The 17,249-nt window shown below is 65.7% G+C and carries 14 protein-coding genes; all 14 read left to right on the top strand.

What is annotated here, in order from left to right; translation table 11 throughout:
* Positions 1–2 precede the first annotated feature (2 nt).
* The 14 genes from frr to C9F12_RS17985 all read left to right on the top strand — a co-directional run bounded on the left by frr (position 3) and on the right by C9F12_RS17985 (position 17,170).
* Entirely contained in the window at positions 3–560 is a 558-nt protein-coding gene (gene frr / locus C9F12_RS17920; protein ID WP_045991183.1) for a ribosome recycling factor, read from the top strand.
* Positions 561–762: 202 nt separating this feature from the next.
* Positions 763–1,533, top strand: a complete 771-nt coding sequence (gene uppS, locus C9F12_RS17925) for a polyprenyl diphosphate synthase (protein ID WP_045991283.1) — start codon at positions 763–765, stop codon at positions 1,531–1,533.
* A complete protein-coding gene (locus tag C9F12_RS17930) occupies positions 1,526–2,332 on the top strand; it encodes a phosphatidate cytidylyltransferase (protein ID WP_045991182.1) in 807 nt (268 codons plus the stop codon). Before uppS ends, C9F12_RS17930 begins: the two co-directional genes overlap by 8 nt.
* Positions 2,329–3,552: a 1-deoxy-D-xylulose-5-phosphate reductoisomerase gene (ispC, locus tag C9F12_RS17935; protein WP_108449741.1), complete on the top strand. Its 1,224-nt coding sequence runs from the start codon at positions 2,329–2,331 to the stop codon at positions 3,550–3,552. The genes C9F12_RS17930 and ispC overlap by 4 nt, the downstream gene beginning before the upstream one ends.
* Positions 3,553–3,649: 97 nt before the next feature.
* Entirely contained in the window at positions 3,650–5,008 is a 1,359-nt protein-coding gene (gene rseP, locus C9F12_RS17940) for an RIP metalloprotease RseP (protein WP_108449742.1), read from the top strand.
* A 175-nt stretch (positions 5,009–5,183) separates the two neighbouring features.
* Positions 5,184–7,532: an outer membrane protein assembly factor BamA gene (bamA, locus tag C9F12_RS17945; protein ID WP_185696396.1), complete on the top strand. Its 2,349-nt coding sequence runs from the start codon at positions 5,184–5,186 to the stop codon at positions 7,530–7,532.
* Complete coding sequence (locus C9F12_RS17950) at positions 7,532–8,038, top strand: OmpH family outer membrane protein (protein WP_108449743.1); 507 nt, start codon at positions 7,532–7,534, stop codon at positions 8,036–8,038. The genes bamA and C9F12_RS17950 overlap by 1 nt, the downstream gene beginning before the upstream one ends.
* Before the next feature lie 56 nt (positions 8,039–8,094).
* The gene (gene lpxD, locus C9F12_RS17955; protein ID WP_045991178.1) at positions 8,095–9,135 is read left to right on the top strand and encodes a UDP-3-O-(3-hydroxymyristoyl)glucosamine N-acyltransferase; all 1,041 of its coding nucleotides are present in this window, start codon (positions 8,095–8,097) and stop codon (positions 9,133–9,135) included.
* Between the two features lie 115 nt (positions 9,136–9,250).
* Positions 9,251–9,694: a 3-hydroxyacyl-ACP dehydratase FabZ gene (gene fabZ / locus C9F12_RS17960; protein ID WP_045991177.1), complete on the top strand. Its 444-nt coding sequence runs from the start codon at positions 9,251–9,253 to the stop codon at positions 9,692–9,694.
* Positions 9,691–10,458 carry an acyl-ACP--UDP-N-acetylglucosamine O-acyltransferase gene (lpxA, locus tag C9F12_RS17965; RefSeq protein WP_045991176.1) on the top strand — a complete coding sequence of 256 codons (768 nt, stop codon included), beginning with the start codon at positions 9,691–9,693 and terminating at the stop codon, positions 10,456–10,458. The genes fabZ and lpxA overlap by 4 nt, the downstream gene beginning before the upstream one ends.
* Before the next feature lie 132 nt (positions 10,459–10,590).
* Positions 10,591–11,874 carry a lipid-A-disaccharide synthase gene (gene lpxB / locus C9F12_RS17970; RefSeq protein WP_108449744.1) on the top strand — a complete coding sequence of 428 codons (1,284 nt, stop codon included), beginning with the start codon at positions 10,591–10,593 and terminating at the stop codon, positions 11,872–11,874.
* Positions 11,864–12,502: a ribonuclease HII gene (rnhB, locus tag C9F12_RS17975; RefSeq protein ID WP_240184291.1), complete on the top strand. Its 639-nt coding sequence runs from the start codon at positions 11,864–11,866 to the stop codon at positions 12,500–12,502. Before lpxB ends, rnhB begins: the two co-directional genes overlap by 11 nt.
* Positions 12,503–12,548: 46 nt before the next feature.
* Positions 12,549–16,058: a DNA polymerase III subunit alpha gene (gene dnaE / locus C9F12_RS17980; protein WP_108449745.1), complete on the top strand. Its 3,510-nt coding sequence runs from the start codon at positions 12,549–12,551 to the stop codon at positions 16,056–16,058.
* A gap of 158 nt (positions 16,059–16,216) precedes the next feature.
* Positions 16,217–17,170, top strand: a complete 954-nt coding sequence (locus C9F12_RS17985) for an acetyl-CoA carboxylase carboxyltransferase subunit alpha (RefSeq protein ID WP_045991173.1) — start codon at positions 16,217–16,219, stop codon at positions 17,168–17,170.
* Positions 17,171–17,249 lie beyond the last annotated feature (79 nt).

A 17,249-nucleotide genomic window follows, 5' to 3' on the forward strand; every position in this document is an offset into this window, starting at 1 on the left:
TCGTGATCAACGAGATCAAGAAAGACGCAGAAGCAAGAATGCAGAAGACCGTCGAGTCGCTGCATCACAACCTGAACAAGATTCGTACCGGTCGTGCTCATCCCAGCATTCTGGACGCGGTGCAGGTCGAATACTACGGTTCCATGATGCCGCTCAACCAGGTGGCCTCTGTCAACGTCGAGGACGCCCGCACCCTGGCCGTGGTGCCCTGGGAGCAGAGCATGGTGCCGAAGGTCGAGAAGGCCATCATGACCTCCGACCTGGGCCTCAACCCGGCGTCTGCCGGCAACGTGATCCGCGTGCCGATGCCGATGCTGACCGAGGAGACCCGCAAGGGCTACATCAAGCAGGCGCGTCAGGAGGCCGAGAACGCCCGGGTGGCGATTCGCAACGTGCGTCGTGACGCCAACAACGACCTCAAGGCGCTGCTCAAGGACAAGGATATCTCCGAGGACGAGGAGCGTCAGGGCGAGGACGAGATCCAGAAGATCACCGATCGCTTTGTCGCCGAGATCGACAAGACCCTGACCGCCAAGGAAGAGGACCTGATGCAGGTCTGAGGCGCCCTGGCGATACCCGTACCGGCCTGCCTGTGCGGCCGGGAGGGGGCGCGATACCGAGCGGTCACGCCTGGCGTGGCCGGTCGGCCGCTGGGTACTACGTCGTTCAGCGATCCCTGGCGACCCCGCCATCGGTCATACTGTCTGGACTCCCCGGGTCAGGGATGCCTCGGGGCCTGATTCAACCGTCATGCGAGACACCATGAAGTCAACGCCGTCTCCCGAACTCCGCCCGTTACCGCCGACCGCGAGCCTGCCTCGCCATGTGGCGGTGATCATGGACGGCAACAATCGCTGGGCCAAGGCGCGCGGCCTGTCAGGAGTGCGTGGACACCACGCCGGCGTGGAGGCGGTCAGGGCCGTCATTCGTCGGGCGGCTGAGCGCCGTATCGAGACGCTGACGCTGTTCGCCTTCTCCAGCGAGAACTGGAAGCGCCCGGCGGCCGAGGTCAACGCCTTGATGGAACTGTTCCTGATGGCGCTCAAGCGTGAGGTCAAGAAGCTGCACGAGCATGACATCCGGCTGTCGGTGATCGGCGATACCTCGGGGTTTTCCTCAGCCATCCAGAAGCGCATCGAAGAGGCCGAGCGGCTGACCTGCGACAACCAGGGGCTGCGCCTGGTGATCGCCGCCAACTACGGTGGTCAGTGGGACATCGCCCGGGCTGCGCGGCGGTTGGCCGAGCGAGTGGCCGCCGGCGAGCTCGACCCCGGCGCCATCGACGAGCAGGCGCTGGCCGATCAGGTCAGTCTGAGTGACGCCGCGCCGGTGGATCTGTGCATTCGCACCAGCGGTGAGCGGCGCATCTCGAACTTCCTGTTGTGGCAGCTGGCCTACGCCGAGCTGTACTTCACGCCCGTCCTGTGGCCGGACTTCGATGGCGAGGCCTTCGATGACGCCCTGGAGGATTTCTGCCGGCGCAAGCGCCGCTTCGGCATGACCGACGAACAGCTCGAGGCCCAGGGTGCTTAGACAGCGGATCATCACCGCAGCCTGGCTGGCGCCGCTGGCGCTGGCCGGGCTGTTCGGTCTGGAGGGCGGCCCCTTCGCCCTGTTCACCGCCGCCATCGTGGTGCTGGCGGGCTGGGAGTGGGCCAATCTGGCGGGGCTCGAGCGCGGGGCCTCGCGCCTGCTGCCACCGCTGGTGCTGGCCCTTGGCATGGCGCTGCTGTGGCATTTCGGCCAGCACCTGGCGCTGTGGCCGCTGGTCATTGGCGCGCTGGGCTGGGCGCTGAATCTGTGGTGGGTGCTCGGTCATCCTGGGCGCAGCCATCAGTGGTCCTCGCGGGCGATGCGCCTGGCCATGGGAGCCTGGGTGCTGCTGCCGACCTGGGTCGGCTTCAATCTGCTGCGCGAGAGCGGCAGCGCCTGGCTTCTGTTCGTGCTGCTGCTGGTGTGGGGTGCCGACATCGGCGCCTACTTTGTCGGGCGTGCCCTGGGGCGGCGCAAGCTGGCACCCAACGTCAGCCCCGGCAAGTCCTGGGAGGGCGTCTATGGGGGCATGGCGGTCACCGCTGCGCTGGCGCTGGTGTTCGCGCTGTGGCAGCAGCTGTCGCTGTCCGCCGGTCTGGCGCTGGTGGCGTTGACCCTCGGCGTGACCCTGGTGTCGGTGCTCGGCGATCTGCTCGAGAGTATGCTCAAGCGCCATCGCGGCCTCAAGGACTCCAGCGCGCTGTTGCCGGGGCACGGCGGGGTGCTCGATCGCATCGACAGTCTTACCGCGGCGGTCCCGGTGTTCGCCCTGTTCTTTACCTGGCTGGTGCAAGCATGACGGCATCTGCAGTTTCTGCCTCGTCCCAAACCTCCTCGACCACCATCAAGGGCGTCTCGGTGCTCGGTGCTACCGGCTCCATCGGAACCAGTACCCTGGACGTCATCGCCCGCCACCCCGACCGCTATCGGGTCCACGCTCTCACCGCCCATCGCTCCCGCGAGGCCCTCTATCGTCAGTGCCTGACCCATCGTCCCGACGTGGCGGTGCTCGGCACGCCGACCGACGCCGACTGGCTGGCCACGCAGCTGAAAGAGGCTGGGCTTGCCACCGAAGTGCGTCACGGCGAAGCGGCTCTGGCCGAGGTGGCAAGCGCCCCTGAGGCCGAGGTGGTGATGGCGGCCATCGTCGGCGCGGCGGGCCTGTTGCCGACGCTGGCGGCGGTGCGGGCCGGCAAGCGCGTGCTGCTGGCCAACAAGGAGGCCCTGGTGATGTCCGGGGCCCTGTTCATGAAAGCGGTGGAGCAAAGTGGTGCGGCGCTGCTGCCCATCGACTCCGAGCACAATGCGATCTTCCAGTGTCTGCCTGGCCAGCATCGTGGGGGACTCGGGCGCCACGGCGTGACTCAGCTGCTGCTGACCGCCTCGGGCGGCCCCTTTCGTGGATTCGATGCCGAGCGTCTGGCCCGGGTGACCCCGGATGAGGCCTGCGCCCACCCCAATTGGTCCATGGGGCGCAAGATCTCGGTGGATAGCGCCACCCTGATGAACAAGGGGCTGGAATTGATCGAGGCCTGCTGGCTGTTCGACGCCCGCCCCGAGCAGATCCAGGTGGTGGTGCACCCTCAGAGCGTGATCCATTCCATGGCCGCCTACAGCGATGGCTCGGTGCTGGCGCAGCTCGGCAATCCCGATATGCGCACCCCCATCGCCTACGGCCTGGCCTGGCCCGAGCGGATCGAGGCAGGGGTCGAGGCGCTGGACCTGTTTCAGGTGGCCAGGCTCGACTTCGAACCCGCCGACGAGGCCGCCTTTCCGTGCCTGCGGTTGGCCCGTGAGGCGATGGACGAGGGTGGGCTGCAGCCGGCGGTACTCAACGCCGCCAATGAGGTGGCGGTCGAGGCCTTTCTCGACGGGCGGCTTGGGTTCACCGAGATCCCCCGGCTGGTCGAGGCGGTGCGCGCAGGTGCCCCCGGTGGTGGTGCCGATGATCTGGAGGCGGTACTCGCCGCCGACCATGACGCCCGCGCGCGTGCCCGTGCCTGGCTGGAGGCGTTGTGATGATCGCGCACCCGGTTGAACCTTTTGCCTTTGGCGCTGCCGGAGCCTGGGAAGCGGCGGCGACGGCGGCCGTCGTGATACAGCCAAGGAGGCTTGCGTGGGCCTGATTCAAAATATTCTGGCCGTGATCGTCGTACTCGGCCTGCTGGTCACCTTCCATGAGTTCGGTCACTTCTGGGTGGCGCGGCGTTGCGGGGTCAAGGTACTGCGCTTCTCGGTAGGTTTCGGTAGCCCGCTGTGGTCGCGTTTCGATCGCCATGGCACCGAATTTGCCATCGCCGCGATTCCGCTGGGCGGCTACGTCAAGATGCTCGACGAGCGCGAAGGCGAGGTGCCCGAGGACCAGCTCGATCAGGCGTTCAATCGCAAGTCGGTGTGGGCCCGCATGGCCATCGTTGCGGCGGGCCCGCTGGCCAACTTCCTGCTGGCACTGGTGGCCTACTGGGCGCTGTTCGTCGCCGGGACTACCACGGTGGTGCCGGTGGTGGGTGACGTCACCCCGCAGACGCCGGCGGCCGAAGCGGGCCTAGAGTCGGGGATGGAGCTGACCGCCATCGGTGGCGAGACGGTGCGCTCCTGGGACGAGGTCAATCTCAAGCTGGTGGCGGCCATCGGCGCCAGTGGCAGCCTGGAGATCGAGGCCCGCGAGGAGGGCTCGAGCGCCTCCCGCAGCTATCGCGCGCCGGTCGAGAACTGGCTGGTGGGGCAGGACCCGCCAGCGCCTTTGGCAACCCTCGGTATCGCCCCCTGGCGTCCCGACATGCCTGCCGTCATCGGCCAGGTGATGGAAGGGGAGCCCGCGGCCGAGGCAGGGTTGCAAGCCGGTGATCGTGTGCTGAGTATCGACGATCGTGCGGTGAGTGACTGGCCTGATCTGGTCGAGCGGGTCAGAGCGCGACCCGGCCAGACACTGGCGCTTGAGGTCGAGCGTGACGGCGAGTCGAAGGCGCTGAGTCTGACGCCGCGGATCAACCGGCTGGATGATGGAAGCGAGATCGGCTATATCGGTGCCGGCGTTGCCCCGGTAGACTGGCCCCAGCAGTACCAGCGGGAAATCCGCTACGGCCCCCTGGACGCAGTGGGGCAGGCGGCCTCACGTACCGCCGAGATGACGCTTCTGACGTTCGACGCCGTGCGCAAGATGGTGGTCGGCCTGATTTCGCCGACCAATCTGTCCGGGCCCATCACCATCGCTCGGATCGCCGGTGACACGGCGCGTTCCGGGCTCGAGAGCTTCATCAACTTCATGGCCTATCTGTCGATCAGCCTTGGGGTGCTCAATCTGCTGCCGATTCCGGTGCTCGATGGCGGCCATCTGCTGTACTACCTGGTCGAAGCGGTACGTGGGCGCCCGGTGTCCGAGCGCACCCAGGCCGTTGGCCTCAAGGTCGGGCTGGCGCTGGTGGGCACCCTGATGATCATGGCCCTGTACTTCGATGTGATGCGCTTGTGGTAGAGGTTGCCCCCGCCATCGACGTGGTGCGTGCGCAACAACGAGCGCCCAGGTGAATCGCGCTTTGCCGGGGACGTCACCAAGCGAGACGCCGCCGCCAACTTGTCAGTAAGGCGGAGAAATGTATAAGGTGCCTGTCTGGACAGGTACGCTGACTCAACGCGAGCGAAACGACTGCATGAAAATCAAGACCATCGGATTGGCGACACTCTTGACCGCCTGTGCCCAGGTGGCGCACGCGGCCCCTTTCACCGTGTCGGACATTCGCGTGGAAGGCCTTCAACGGGTCTCTGCGGCTTCCGTCTTCAATGCTTTTCCCGTCAACGCTCGCGATCGAGTGGACGACAGTGAACTGGCCGAAGCGGCTCGCCAGCTGTTTGCCACCGGACTGTTCGAAGATATCCAGCTGGCCCGTGAAGGCGACGTCCTGATCATCCAGGTGGAGGAGCGCCCGACGATCTCGGCGCTGAATATCGAAGGCAACTCCCAGATTCCCGACGAGGACCTGCGTGCGGGCCTCAAGCAGGCCGGCATCAGCGAAGGCCAGGTGCTGCAGCTCTCGACCATCGACGAGATGAAGCGTGAGCTGGAAGGCCTCTACCAGTCCCAGGGCCGCTACAGCGCGCGCATCGACACTGAGCTTACGCCGGTGGGCCAGGGCCGGGTGCGGGTCGACATCAACATCAATGAAGGTGCCGTCGCCAAGATCCGCCAGATCAACATCGTCGGCAATGAAGCCTATTCCGACGAGATCCTGCTCGACGAGTTCGAGCTCGAGGACGATCCTGGTCTGTTCTTCGGCTGGTTCTCCGCCGACGAGTACTCCCGCGAGGCGCTGGCCGGCGACCTGGAGCGGCTGCGTTCCTACTACCTAGACCGCGGCTACGTGAACTTCGAGATCACCTCGAGCCAGGTATCGATCAGCCCGGACAAGTCGCGCATCTTCATCACCATCAACGTCAATGAAGGCAATCGCTACAGGGTCGGCGACATCAGCTTCGTCGGTGATCTCAAGGTGGCCGAGGCCGAGGCCCGCGAGCTGCTGCAGTTCGAATCCGGTGATATCTTCTCGCGCAGCGACGTGGTGGCGTCCTCCGAAGCCATGCGCTCGCGCCTGGGTGCCGAGGGCTTTGCCTTCGCCGAGGTCAACGGCATCCCCGAGGTGCGCAGCGACGGCGAGACGGTGGACCTGAGCTTCCAGGTGGCGCCGGGGCGTCGCGCCTACGTACGGCGTATCCAGTTCGTCGGCAACACCACCACCAAGGATGAAGTGCTGCGCCGCGAGATGATCCAGATGGAGAGCGCGCCTGCCTCCACCGAGGCCATTTCCCAGTCGCGCCAGCGCCTCGAGCGCCTTGGCTTCTTCAAGCAGGTGCAGGTACAGACCGAGCCGGTCCCCGGCGAGAGCGACCAGCTCGACGTCACCTACACCGTCGAGGAGCAGCCCTCAGGCTCGCTGTCGGCGAGTCTCGGCTTCTCCCAGAGTGCCGGCGTCATCTACGGTGCCTCGCTGTCCCAGAACAACTTCCTGGGTAGCGGCAACCGGGTCAACATCGGCGCCCAGAAGAGTGATACCTACACCAGCGTCAACTTCGGCTTCACCGATCCCTACTGGACCCTGGACGGTATCTCCCGCGGCTACAACTTCTACTACCGGGCCACGGACTACGAAGATTCCGACATCTCCACCTACTCCACCGATGCCCTCGGTGCCGGGATCAACTTCGGCTACCCGATCAACGAGCTGACGCGGATGAACTTCGGCGCCAACATCGAAAAGCTCGAGATCGACACCTACGACGACACCCCGTCGGAGATCAAGCGTTACGTGCTCGACGAGGGTGACGACGCCAATACCCTGTCGGTCACCGGCAGCTGGACCCGCAACGACCTCAACCGCGGCATCATGCCGACGGCGGGTAATTACCAGCGGTTGTCGATGGAGCTCGGGGTGCCCGGCAGTGACGCCGAGTACTACAAGGCCAGGGCCCAGGCCAAGCACTTCTTCCCGTTCAACGAGGAGCAGACCTGGTCGTTGAAGTTCAGTGGTCAGGTGGGCTACGCCGACGCCATCAACTCGAGCGACCCCTATCCGTTCTACGAGAACTTCCTCGCCGGTGGTCTGGGCTCGGTGCGCGGTTTCACCGACAACACCCTTGGCCAGCTCACCACCGAGCGTGAGGATGGTGATGACGAGACCCTCGGCGGTAACGTGCTGCTCGAGGGCAGCATGGAGCTGATCTTCCCGATGCCGTTCGTCGAGGACAAGCGCTCGGTGCAGCCGTCGCTGTTCGTCGATGCCGGTAACACCTTCCTTACCGAGTGCTACGACGTGCTGTCCGAGGACGAGGATCGCAAGAAGTGCAACTCCGGGGTGGAATTCAGCGATATACGCTACAGTGTGGGCGTGGGCGTCTCCTGGCTGACGCCGGTGGGCCCCCTGACCTTCAGCGTGGCCGAGCCGCTCAATGACGAGGACGAGGACGACACCCAGGTGTTCCAGTTCTCGCTGGGTCAGACCTTCTGATGAGGGCAGGCGGCCGTCGCCGCTGGCTGGTGTGGCTGACGCTGGCCGCTGCACTGAGCAGCCCGGTGTCGGCGTCGGCGTCCCAGGTGGCGGTGCTCGACTGGCGTCGCGCCGTGCTCGACACCGAGGCCGCCCGCAGTGCCATGCAGAGCCTGCAGGAACAGGTCGCACCCTGGCAGCACGAGGCCGAAACGCTACGCCTTGAGCTCGAGGCCCTGGCCGACGACCTGGCGGCTGCCGAAGGGCAGCCGAGCCCCTCACGGGTTCAGGAATTTCAGCGCAAAGGGCAGCGTTTCGATCGCCTGAGACGTGATATCCTCGAGGCTCGCCAGGAAGCCGAACAGCGTTTGATAAGTCGCCTGGAAGGCAGGGTCGACCAGGCGGTCGCTCAGGTCATCGAGCGTCACGAGGTCGAGGTGCTGGTGACACCGGACGGTGTCCTGCACAGCGGTCGTGATCTGCCGGACCTGACGGCCGAGGTCACCCGGCTGCTCAACACGTACTGAGGAAAACGCCGACAGCGCCTTTCCCGAATTCCGTCGTCACCGCATTACGGTCATACATGAAATCGACACGTACACAGCCAAACCTCTCCGATATCGCCTCTCGCCTGGGCGCTCGCCTGCACGGTGACGGCAGCCAACGTATCGTTGGCCTGGCGACGCTCAAGGACGCCGGCCCCGATCAGGTGAGCTTTCTTGCCAATCGCGCCTATCTGAAGGACCTGCCGTCCACCCGGGCGGCGGCGGTGCTGCTTCACGCCGACCATCTCGACGCCTGCCCGGTGCCAGCGCTGGTGCTGGACAATCCCTACCTCGGCTACGCCGAGCTTTCGCGCATGCTTGACCCCCAGGCCGACGCGCACCAGCCGGGCATCCATCCCAGTGCGGTGGTGGCCGAGGACGCCAGTCTGGGTGCCGACGTCTCGATCGGCCCCAATGCGGTGATCGAGTCAGGTGCTCGCCTGGGGGATCGTGTGGTGGTAGGGCCCGGTTCGGTGGTTGGGGCGGACTGCGAGATCGGCGAGGACGGTTTCCTGCACGCCAACGTCACGCTGTATCACGGCGTGGTCGTCGGCAAGCGTGTCATCTTGCACAGCGGTTGCGTGATCGGTGGCGATGGCTTCGGTTTTGCCCACGACGGTGGCGGCTGGCGCAAGATCGCCCAGCTCGGTGGCGCGGTGCTCGGCGATGATGTCGAGGTCGGCAGTTGTTCGAGCATCGATCGTGGGGCGCTGGGTGACACCGTGATCGGCAATGACGTCAAGATCGACAGCCAGGTGCAGATCGCCCACAACGTGCACATCGGTGACCACAGCGCCCTGGCCGGGTGTGTCGGCATCGCCGGTTCCACCCGGGTGGGCCGCCACTGCATGCTGGGTGGCGGCGTGGGGCTGTCCGGCCACCTGACCATCTGCGACGGCGTCCAGGTCACCGGCATGAGCCTGGTGACCAACTCCATCCTCGAACCCGGGGTCTATTCCTCGGGCACCGGGGCCATGGAAAACAGTCAGTGGCGCCGCAATGCGGTGCGTTTCAAGCAGCTCGACAGTATCGCCAAGCGGGTCAATCGTCTGGAGAAGCGAGGCTCCGGCGAGGCTTGAGGGGCGGGTACAGGTCGGTATAATCCACCGCCTATTTGCCGGTATGGTGCCCTTGGCCCCCGCCGGTCATGTCCTTCCAGGGAGAAGGGCTCTTGTCATTTCAGAGGTCGCTACGATGGTTATGGACATCAACGAGATTCGCGAATATCTGCCCCACCGCTATCCTTTTCTGCTGGTGGATCGGGTCACGGAACTGACCCTTGGCGAAACCATCGTTGCCTACAAGAACGTCAGCATCAACGAGCCGTTCTTCAATGGTCACTTCCCCCATCACCCGATCATGCCCGGCGTGCTGGTGGTGGAAGCGCTGGCCCAGGCCTGCGGTATCCTGGGCTTCAAGACCGTCAACAAGCTGCCCGCCGATGGCTATGTGTACTACCTGGTCGGTAGTGACAACGTGCGCTTCAAGCGCCCGGTGATGCCGGGCGACAAGCTTGAGCTGCGCGCCGAGGTCGAGCGGGCCAAGCGGGGTATCTGGAAATTCAAGTGCCGTGCCACCGTGGAAGGCGAGCTGGCCTGTGAGGCCGACATCATCTGTGCCGAGAGGAAGATCGCTTGATACATCCGACCGCCATCGTAGACCCCGGCGCCCGCCTGGCCGACGATGTCGAGGTGGGGCCCTTCAGTGTGATCGGCCCAGACGTCGAGATTGGCGCCGGGTCGGTCATCGGCCCCCACGTCGTGGTGCAGGGCCCCACCGTGCTGGGCGAGCGTACCCGCATCTTCCAGTTTGCCTCGGTGGGGGAGGCCTGTCAGGACAAGAAGTATCAGGGCGAGCCGACCCGCCTGGTGATGGGTGACGACAACGTCGTGCGCGAGGGCGTCACCCTGCACCGGGGCACCGTTCAGGATCGCAGCGAGACCACCATCGGCTCGCGCAACCTGTTCATGGCCTACGTCCACGTCGGCCATGACTGCGTGATCGGCGACGACTGCATCCTGGCCAATCAGGTCACCCTGGCGGGCCACGTGCACCTGGGCGACTTCGCGATCATTGGCGGGCTATCCGCCATCCATCAGTTCTGTCGTTTTGGCTCCCACGCCATGGCAGGCGGTGGCTCGATCATCACCAAGGACACCCCGGACTTCGTGATGATCAACGGCAATCCGGCCCAGGCCCACGGACTCAACGTGGTCGGGCTCAAGCGCCGCGGCTTTGCGACGGAAGCCATCCGCGCCCTCAGCGAGTCCTACAAGCTGGTGTACCGCCAGGGGCTCACCGTGGAACAGGCCATCGGCGAGATCCGCCAGCGCTTCTCGCTGGCCGAGACCGAAGCCTTCGTGGCCTCGATCGAGGCGTCCTCGCGGGGCATCATCCGCTAGGCAGTCATCGGCCCGGCGGTCGGCGCCCGCAGCGGCGGGCGTCAGCCCCAGTGTCGTCGGTCATCTTGATGGCCGTCGTCGGCTTGGGCACCCTTCCATCGTCAGACTTGTTCAGCCAGTCAGGGATCCGTCATGACACACGCTGCACGCGATGTCGCCAGCGAGGCAGGCTCAATCCGCCGCGTCTACCTGGTGGCCGGTGAACTGTCCGGCGATATTCTCGGAGCGAGCCTGATGCGCGCGCTCAAGGCGCGTCATCCCGAGGTGGCATTCCGAGGACTGGGTGGCCCGCGCATGATCGCCGAGGGGCTCGAGTCGTTGTATCCGCTGGAGACCCTGTCGGTGATGGGGCTGGTGGAGGTGATCAAGCACCTGCCGGAGCTGATCCGCGTGCGCCGCACCCTGCGTCGGGATGCGCTGGACTGGGAGCCCGACATCATGGTCGGGATCGATGCCCCGGACTTCAATCTTGGTCTCGAGCGCCAGCTGCGTGAATCAGGTGTCACCACCGCCCACTACGTCAGTCCGTCTGTGTGGGCCTGGCGTCAGGGTCGGGTCAAGGGCATCGCCCGCTCGGTGGACGCCATGCTGACCTTTCTGCCGTTCGAGGCGGCCTTCTACGTCAAGCACCGGGTACCGGTGGCCTTCGTCGGCCATCCGTTGGCCGATGAGCTGCCGCTGGTCAACGACCGCCGGGCCACGCGCGAGGCGCTGGGGATTGCCGCCGACGCCCGGGTGCTGGCGTTGCTGCCCGGCTCCCGGCGCAACGAGATCCGCTTCATGGGGGAGACCTTCCTGGAGGCTGCCGAGCGCCTGGTCAAGGCAAGGCCGGGGCTTGCGGTGGTGATCCCTGCTGCCACGCCCGAGCGCAGGCAGGAGCTCGAGGCGCTGCTGGCCGCGCGGCCGGCGCTTGCGGCCTGCGTCAGCCTGCTCGATGGCCAGGCCCGTGAGGCCATGGTGGCAAGCGACCTGGTGCTGCTGGCTTCCGGCACCGCGGCGCTGGAGGCGATGCTGTGTCACCGTCCCATGCTGGTGGGCTACCGCATGGCGCCGATGACCCATCGCATCGCTCGGCTGATGGTCAAGACCGAGTGGATCTCGCTGCCCAATCTGATCGCCCGCGAATCGCTGGTGCCGGAGTTGATCCAGGACGAGGCCAGCAGCGAAGCCATTGCCACCCGCCTGGGCGAGTTGCTCGACGATGAAGCGGCGCGGACTGCGCTCGAGGCTCGCTTTGCCGCCATGCACGAGGGGCTGCAGCGTGACGCCAGCCGGCGTGCGGCGGAGGCCATCGAAGCGCTGGTCGCGGGGCAGCCGTTGCCGGACAGCGTATCGCCTCGGCTGGCCGAGGAGGTGGCCGAGGCCACGGCTGATGAAACGGATGATGTCCGTCAGGAGGCAAGCGGTGGCCGCTGAAGCGAAGCCCAGGCGCAGCAACAAGCCTGCCTTGCCGCCGCTGGTGGTGGACTATGATGGCAACTTGCTGGCCGGTGTCGACGAGGTAGGTCGAGGGCCGCTGGTGGGCTCGGTGGTGGCAGCGGCGGTGATCCTCGATCCCTCGGTGCCGATCAGCGGACTCAATGACTCCAAGGCGCTGAGTGCCAAGCGTCGCGAGGCGCTCGACGGCCAGATACGCGAGCATGCACTGGCCTACCATGTGGCCGAGGCGAGCCCCGAAGAAATCGACCGGCTCAATATCTATCACGCCACCCATCTGGCGATGCGCCGGGCCATCGATGGCCTGGCGCCGGCTCCCGAGTACCTGCTGGTGGACGGCAATCGGCTGCCCGGGCATCATGTTCCGGGCCAGGCCGTGGTCAAGGGCGATGCCCGCCATCCGGCCATCGCCGCCGCCTCCATCCTGGCCAAGGTGGCCCGTGACGCGGCCATGCTGGCCCTCGACGAGCGCTATCCCGACTACGGCTTCGCCCGCCACAAGGGCTACCCGACGCCTGAGCATCTGGCCGCGCTCGAACGCCTCGGGCCGCTGGCCGAGCATCGCCGGTCGTTTGCACCGGTAAAGCGTCAACTGGCGCTGTTCTGACCCGTTTTCACACACCCGCCACGGCGGGTCGAGGTAAGGCTTTCTCATGTCCGCTCCCTTCGTTCATCTTCGCGTCCACAGCGAGTTCTCCCTCGTCGATGGCCTGGTGCGCCTCAAGCCGTACGTCAAGGCGGGCATCGAGCACGGGGCGCCGGCGCTGGCGCTGACCGACGAGGCCAACCTGTTCGGCCTGGTGAAGTTCTACAACGGTGTCCAGGGCGCCGGCATGAAGCCGGTCATCGGCGCAGATCTGTGGCTGGTCAACGGCCACGACCTGGATCACCCCTATCGGGTGACCCTGCTGGCGATGAACGACGTCGGCTACCGCAATCTGACCGAGCTGATCTCGCGTGGCTGGGTCGAGGGCCAGCGCCAGGGGCGGGCCTACCTGGAGAAGGCCTGGGTGCTCGAGCAGAACGAGGGGCTGATTGCGCTGTCTGGTGGTCGCGACGGCGATGTCGGTCGCCACCTGCTCAGCGATCTTCACGCCGATGCCAGGCGCCTGCTGGACGACTGGTGCCAGGCCTTCCCGGGACGTTTCTATCTGGAGCTGACCCGTACCGGCCGCCCGCTGGAAGAGGACTGTGTACACGCCTCGGTGGCGCTGGCGCTGGACACCGGGGTGCCGGTGGTGGCCACCAACGACGTGCGCTTTTTGAAGCGTGAGGACTTCTGGGCCCACGAGACCCGGGTTTCCATCGGTGAGGGCAAGGCGCTCGACGATCCCCGACGTGAGCGCCGTTACACCGAAGAGCAGTACCTGAAGTCGCCCCAGGAGATGGCCGAGCTGTTCGCCGATATCCCCGAGGCGCTGGAAAACAGCGTGATGATCGCTGCGCGCTGCAACGTCGACGTGCGTCTGGGCGAGATATTCCTGCCGGAGTACGGCATCCCCGAGGGCATGACCCAGGACGAGTTCTTCCGCAAGATCTCCCACGACGGTCTGACCGAGCGCCTTGATGCGCTCTATCCGGTGGCCCAGCACCCCCGCGACAGCGACGAATGGGCGGCCCTCGAGCAACGCTACCGCGAGCGCCTGGACTTCGAGCTGAACATCATTCTGCAGATGGGGTTCCCTGGCTACTTCCTGATCGTGATGGACTTCATCCAGTGGGCCAAGGACAACGACGTGCCGGTGGGGCCGGGGCGGGGGTCCGGTGCCGGCTCGCTGGTGGCCTACGCCCAGAAGATCACCGACCTCGACCCGATCCAGTACGACCTGCTGTTCGAGCGCTTCCTCAACCCGGAACGTGTCTCCATGCCCGACTTCGACGTCGACTTCTGCATGGAGAAGCGCGACCGGGTCATCGACTACGTGGCCGAGCGCTATGGCCGCAACGCGGTGTCCCAGATCGTCACCTTCGGCACCATGGCCGCCAAGGCGGTGGTGCGCGACGTGGCCCGGGCCCAGGGCAAGCCCTATTCGCTGGGTGACAAGCTGTCCAAGCTGATCCCCTTCGAGGTCGGCATGACCCTGGCCAAGGCCATCGAGGAGGAGCCTCAGCTCAAGGAGTTCCTCGAGGCCGACGAGGAGGCGCAGGAAATCTGGGACATGGCGCTCAAGCTCGAGGGCGTGACCCGAGGCACCGGCAAGCACGCCGGTGGCGTGGTGATCGCCCCCACCAAGCTGACCGACTTCTCGCCGCTGTTGTGCGATGAAGACGGCTCCGGCCTGGTGGTGCAGTTCGACAAGAACGACATCGAGGACGCCGGCCTGGTCAAGTTCGACTTTCTTGGCCTGCGCACCCTGACCATCATCGACTGGGCGTTGGAGATGGTCGACAAGGTGCGCTCGAAGGAGGGCCAGGGACCGCTCGATATCGACACCATTCCGCTGGATGACGGCAAGACCTTCGAGATGCTCAAGAAGGCCGAGACCACCGCCGTGTTCCAGCTCGAATCCCGCGGCATGAAGGAGCTGATCAAGCGCCTGCTGCCGGACTCGCTGGAGGACATGATCGCCCTGGTGGCGCTGTTCCGTCCCGGTCCGCTTCAGTCCGGCATGGTCGACGACTTCATCAACCGCAAGCACGGTCGGGCGGAGATATCCTATCCGCACCCGGACTACCAGCACGAACTGCTCAAGCCGGTGCTGCAGCCCACCTACGGCATCATCCTGTACCAGGAGCAGGTGATGCAGATCGCCCAGGTGATGGCCGGCTACTCGCTGGGCCAGGCCGACCTGTTGCGGCGTGCCATGGGCAAGAAGAAGCCGGAAGAGATGGCCAAGCAGCGCGCCGGCTTCATGGAGGGCTGCGCGGCCAACGGCATCGATGCCGACCTGGCGGGCAACATCTTCGACCTGGTGGAGAAGTTCGCCGGCTACGGCTTCAACAAGTCGCATTCCGCCGCCTACGCCCTGGTGTCCTACCAGACCGCCTGGCTCAAGGCCCACTACCCGGGTCCCTTCATGGCGGCGGTAATGTCCACCGAGATGGACAACCTCGACAAGGTGGTGCCGCTGATCGAGGAGTGTCGTCACCTCAAGCTGACGGTGACCCCGCCGGACGTCAATGTCGGTGGCTACAAGTTCACCGTCGACGAAGAGGGGCAGGTGGTCTACGGCCTGGGCGCGATCCGCGGCGTGGGCGAAGGTCCCATCGGCGCCATCGTCGAGGCGCGCAGCGCAGACGGCCCCTTCAGCGACCTGTTCGACTTCTGTCGGCGGATCGACCCCAAGCGCATGAACAAGCGCACCCTGGAAGCCTTGATCCGCTCCGGGGCGCTGGACAACCTGGGGCCCAACCGCGCCGTGCTGGCCGCCTCGCTGGATGACGCCCTGAAGGCCGCGGCCCAGAGCCACAAGAACCAGAGCGCCGGGATGATGGATCTGTTTGGCGAGGCCTTTGCCCCGGACGAGGACGACAGCGCCAGCGATCCCTACGCCGACTATCTGCGGGTGCGTGAGTGGAGCGATCGCGAGCGCCTGGCCGGCGAGAAGGACACCCTGGGCCTCTACCTGACCGGCCATCCCATCGATGAATACGAGGAAGAGCTTTCGCGCTTCGTCTCGACCCGCATCGCCGACTTGAAACCGTCCCGCGAGCCCCAGCGGGTCGCCGGCCTGGTGGTGGCCCAGCGCACCATGAAGTCCAAGCGTGGCGACACCATGGCGTTCGTGACCCTGGACGACCGTACCGGACGCATCGAGGCGTCGCTGTTTGGTGAACTCTACGACAGCGTGCGTGAGCAGCTCGACAACGCCGAGGTGCTGATCATCGAAGGCGAGGTGTCCAGCGACGACTACTCCGGCGGCCTGCGCCTGCGCGGCAAGGAGGTCACCCCCATGGTCCAGGCGCGCTCGCGCTTCGGTCAGGCGGTGGAAGTCTCGGTGGATGGGCGTGAGGCCAACGGTCGACTGATCGACAGCCTGCGCACGAGCCTCGAGCCGCATCGTCACCAGGAAGGCCTGCCGGTGCGCCTGCGCTACCGCAATCTGGAGGCCACTGGCTGGCTCGAACTCGACGAGCAGTGGAAGGTGCTGCCATCCGACGACCTGCTGATCGCGCTGCGTGAGGTCGAGGGCCAGGACGGCGTCCGCCTCAAGTATCGCTAGCGGCGCGGGGTTGCGAGGGCGCCTCTACGACGATTTTGACCCGCTGCGCCTTGCGTGGCCCGGTCAGGGTGCGATAATGCACACCACTTTTTCTTTGCCATGGGTGGGCTTGCGACGACTGCGTCGCGCCCGCCTGACCATGACCACAAGGCTGGCCCATGAATCCCAACTATCTCGATTTCGAACAGCCCATCGCCGAACTGCAGGCCAAGATCGAAGAACTGCGTCTGGTCGGCAACGACAGCCAGGTCAGCCTGGCGGACGAAATTTCCCGACTCGAGGAAAAGAGCCGCAAGCTCACCGAGTCGATCTTCAAGGACCTGTCGCCGTGGCAGGTATCCCAGCTGTCGCGCCATCCCCAGCGTCCCTACACCCTGGACTACCTCGAGCACGTATTCACTGACTTCGACGAACTGCACGGTGATCGCGAGTTCGCCGATGACGCTGCCATCGTCGGCGGTGTGGCGCGACTCAATGATCGTCCGGTGATGATCATCGGCCACCAGAAGGGCCGCGACGTCAAGGAGAAGGTGCGCCGCAACTTCGGCATGCCGCGGCCGGAAGGCTATCGCAAGGCCTGCCGTCTGATGGAGATGGCCGAGCGCTTCAAGATGCCGGTGCTGACCTTTATCGACACCCCTGGTGCCTACCCGGGCATCGACGCCGAGGAGCGCGGTCAGAGTGAGGCCATCGCCTACAATCTGGCGGTGATGTCGCGGCTTGAGACGCCGATCATTTCCACCGTGGTGGGCGAAGGCGGCTCCGGCGGCGCCCTGGCCATCGGCGTGTGCGACGAGCTGATGATGCTCGAATACTCCACCTACTCGGTGATCTCGCCGGAGGGCTGTGCCTCGATCCTGTGGAAGAGCGCCGAGCGGGCCAGCGACGCCGCCCAGGCCATGGGGATCACCGCCAGCCGTCTCAAGGAGCTGGGCTTCGTCGACACCTTGATCAAGGAACCCCTGGGCGGCGCCCATCGCTTCCCCCATGAAACCGCCACCCGAGTCCGCGATGCCATCGGCGAAAGCCTCGAGCGCCTCGACGCCATGGATACCGCGGCGCTGCTCGAACGTCGCTACGAGCGTCTGATGAGCTACGGCGCCCCGGCCTGAGCCCGAACGCTCTGCATCGATGAGCGTCTGATGAGCCACGGCGCCCGGCCTGAGCTCGAATGCTCTGCATCGATTGTGC

This window comes from Halomonas sp. BN3-1, from assembly GCF_003056325.1.
Taxonomy (GTDB): Bacteria; Pseudomonadota; Gammaproteobacteria; order Pseudomonadales; family Halomonadaceae; genus Halomonas; species Halomonas litopenaei.

Coding starts and splice junctions, on each gene's coding strand:
- fabZ (WP_045991177.1), top strand. CDS start 9,251: ATGGTTATGGACATCAACGAGATTCGCGAATATCTGCCCCACCGCTAT.
- C9F12_RS17950 (WP_108449743.1), top strand. CDS start 7,532: ATGAGGGCAGGCGGCCGTCGCCGCTGGCTGGTGTGGCTGACGCTGGCC.
- lpxB (WP_108449744.1), top strand. CDS start 10,591: ATGACACACGCTGCACGCGATGTCGCCAGCGAGGCAGGCTCAATCCGC.
- bamA (WP_185696396.1), top strand. CDS start 5,184: ATGAAAATCAAGACCATCGGATTGGCGACACTCTTGACCGCCTGTGCC.
- uppS (WP_045991283.1), top strand. CDS start 763: ATGAAGTCAACGCCGTCTCCCGAACTCCGCCCGTTACCGCCGACCGCG.
- ispC (WP_108449741.1), top strand. CDS start 2,329: ATGACGGCATCTGCAGTTTCTGCCTCGTCCCAAACCTCCTCGACCACC.
- dnaE (WP_108449745.1), top strand. CDS start 12,549: ATGTCCGCTCCCTTCGTTCATCTTCGCGTCCACAGCGAGTTCTCCCTC.
- C9F12_RS17985 (WP_045991173.1), top strand. CDS start 16,217: ATGAATCCCAACTATCTCGATTTCGAACAGCCCATCGCCGAACTGCAG.
- lpxD (WP_045991178.1), top strand. CDS start 8,095: ATGAAATCGACACGTACACAGCCAAACCTCTCCGATATCGCCTCTCGC.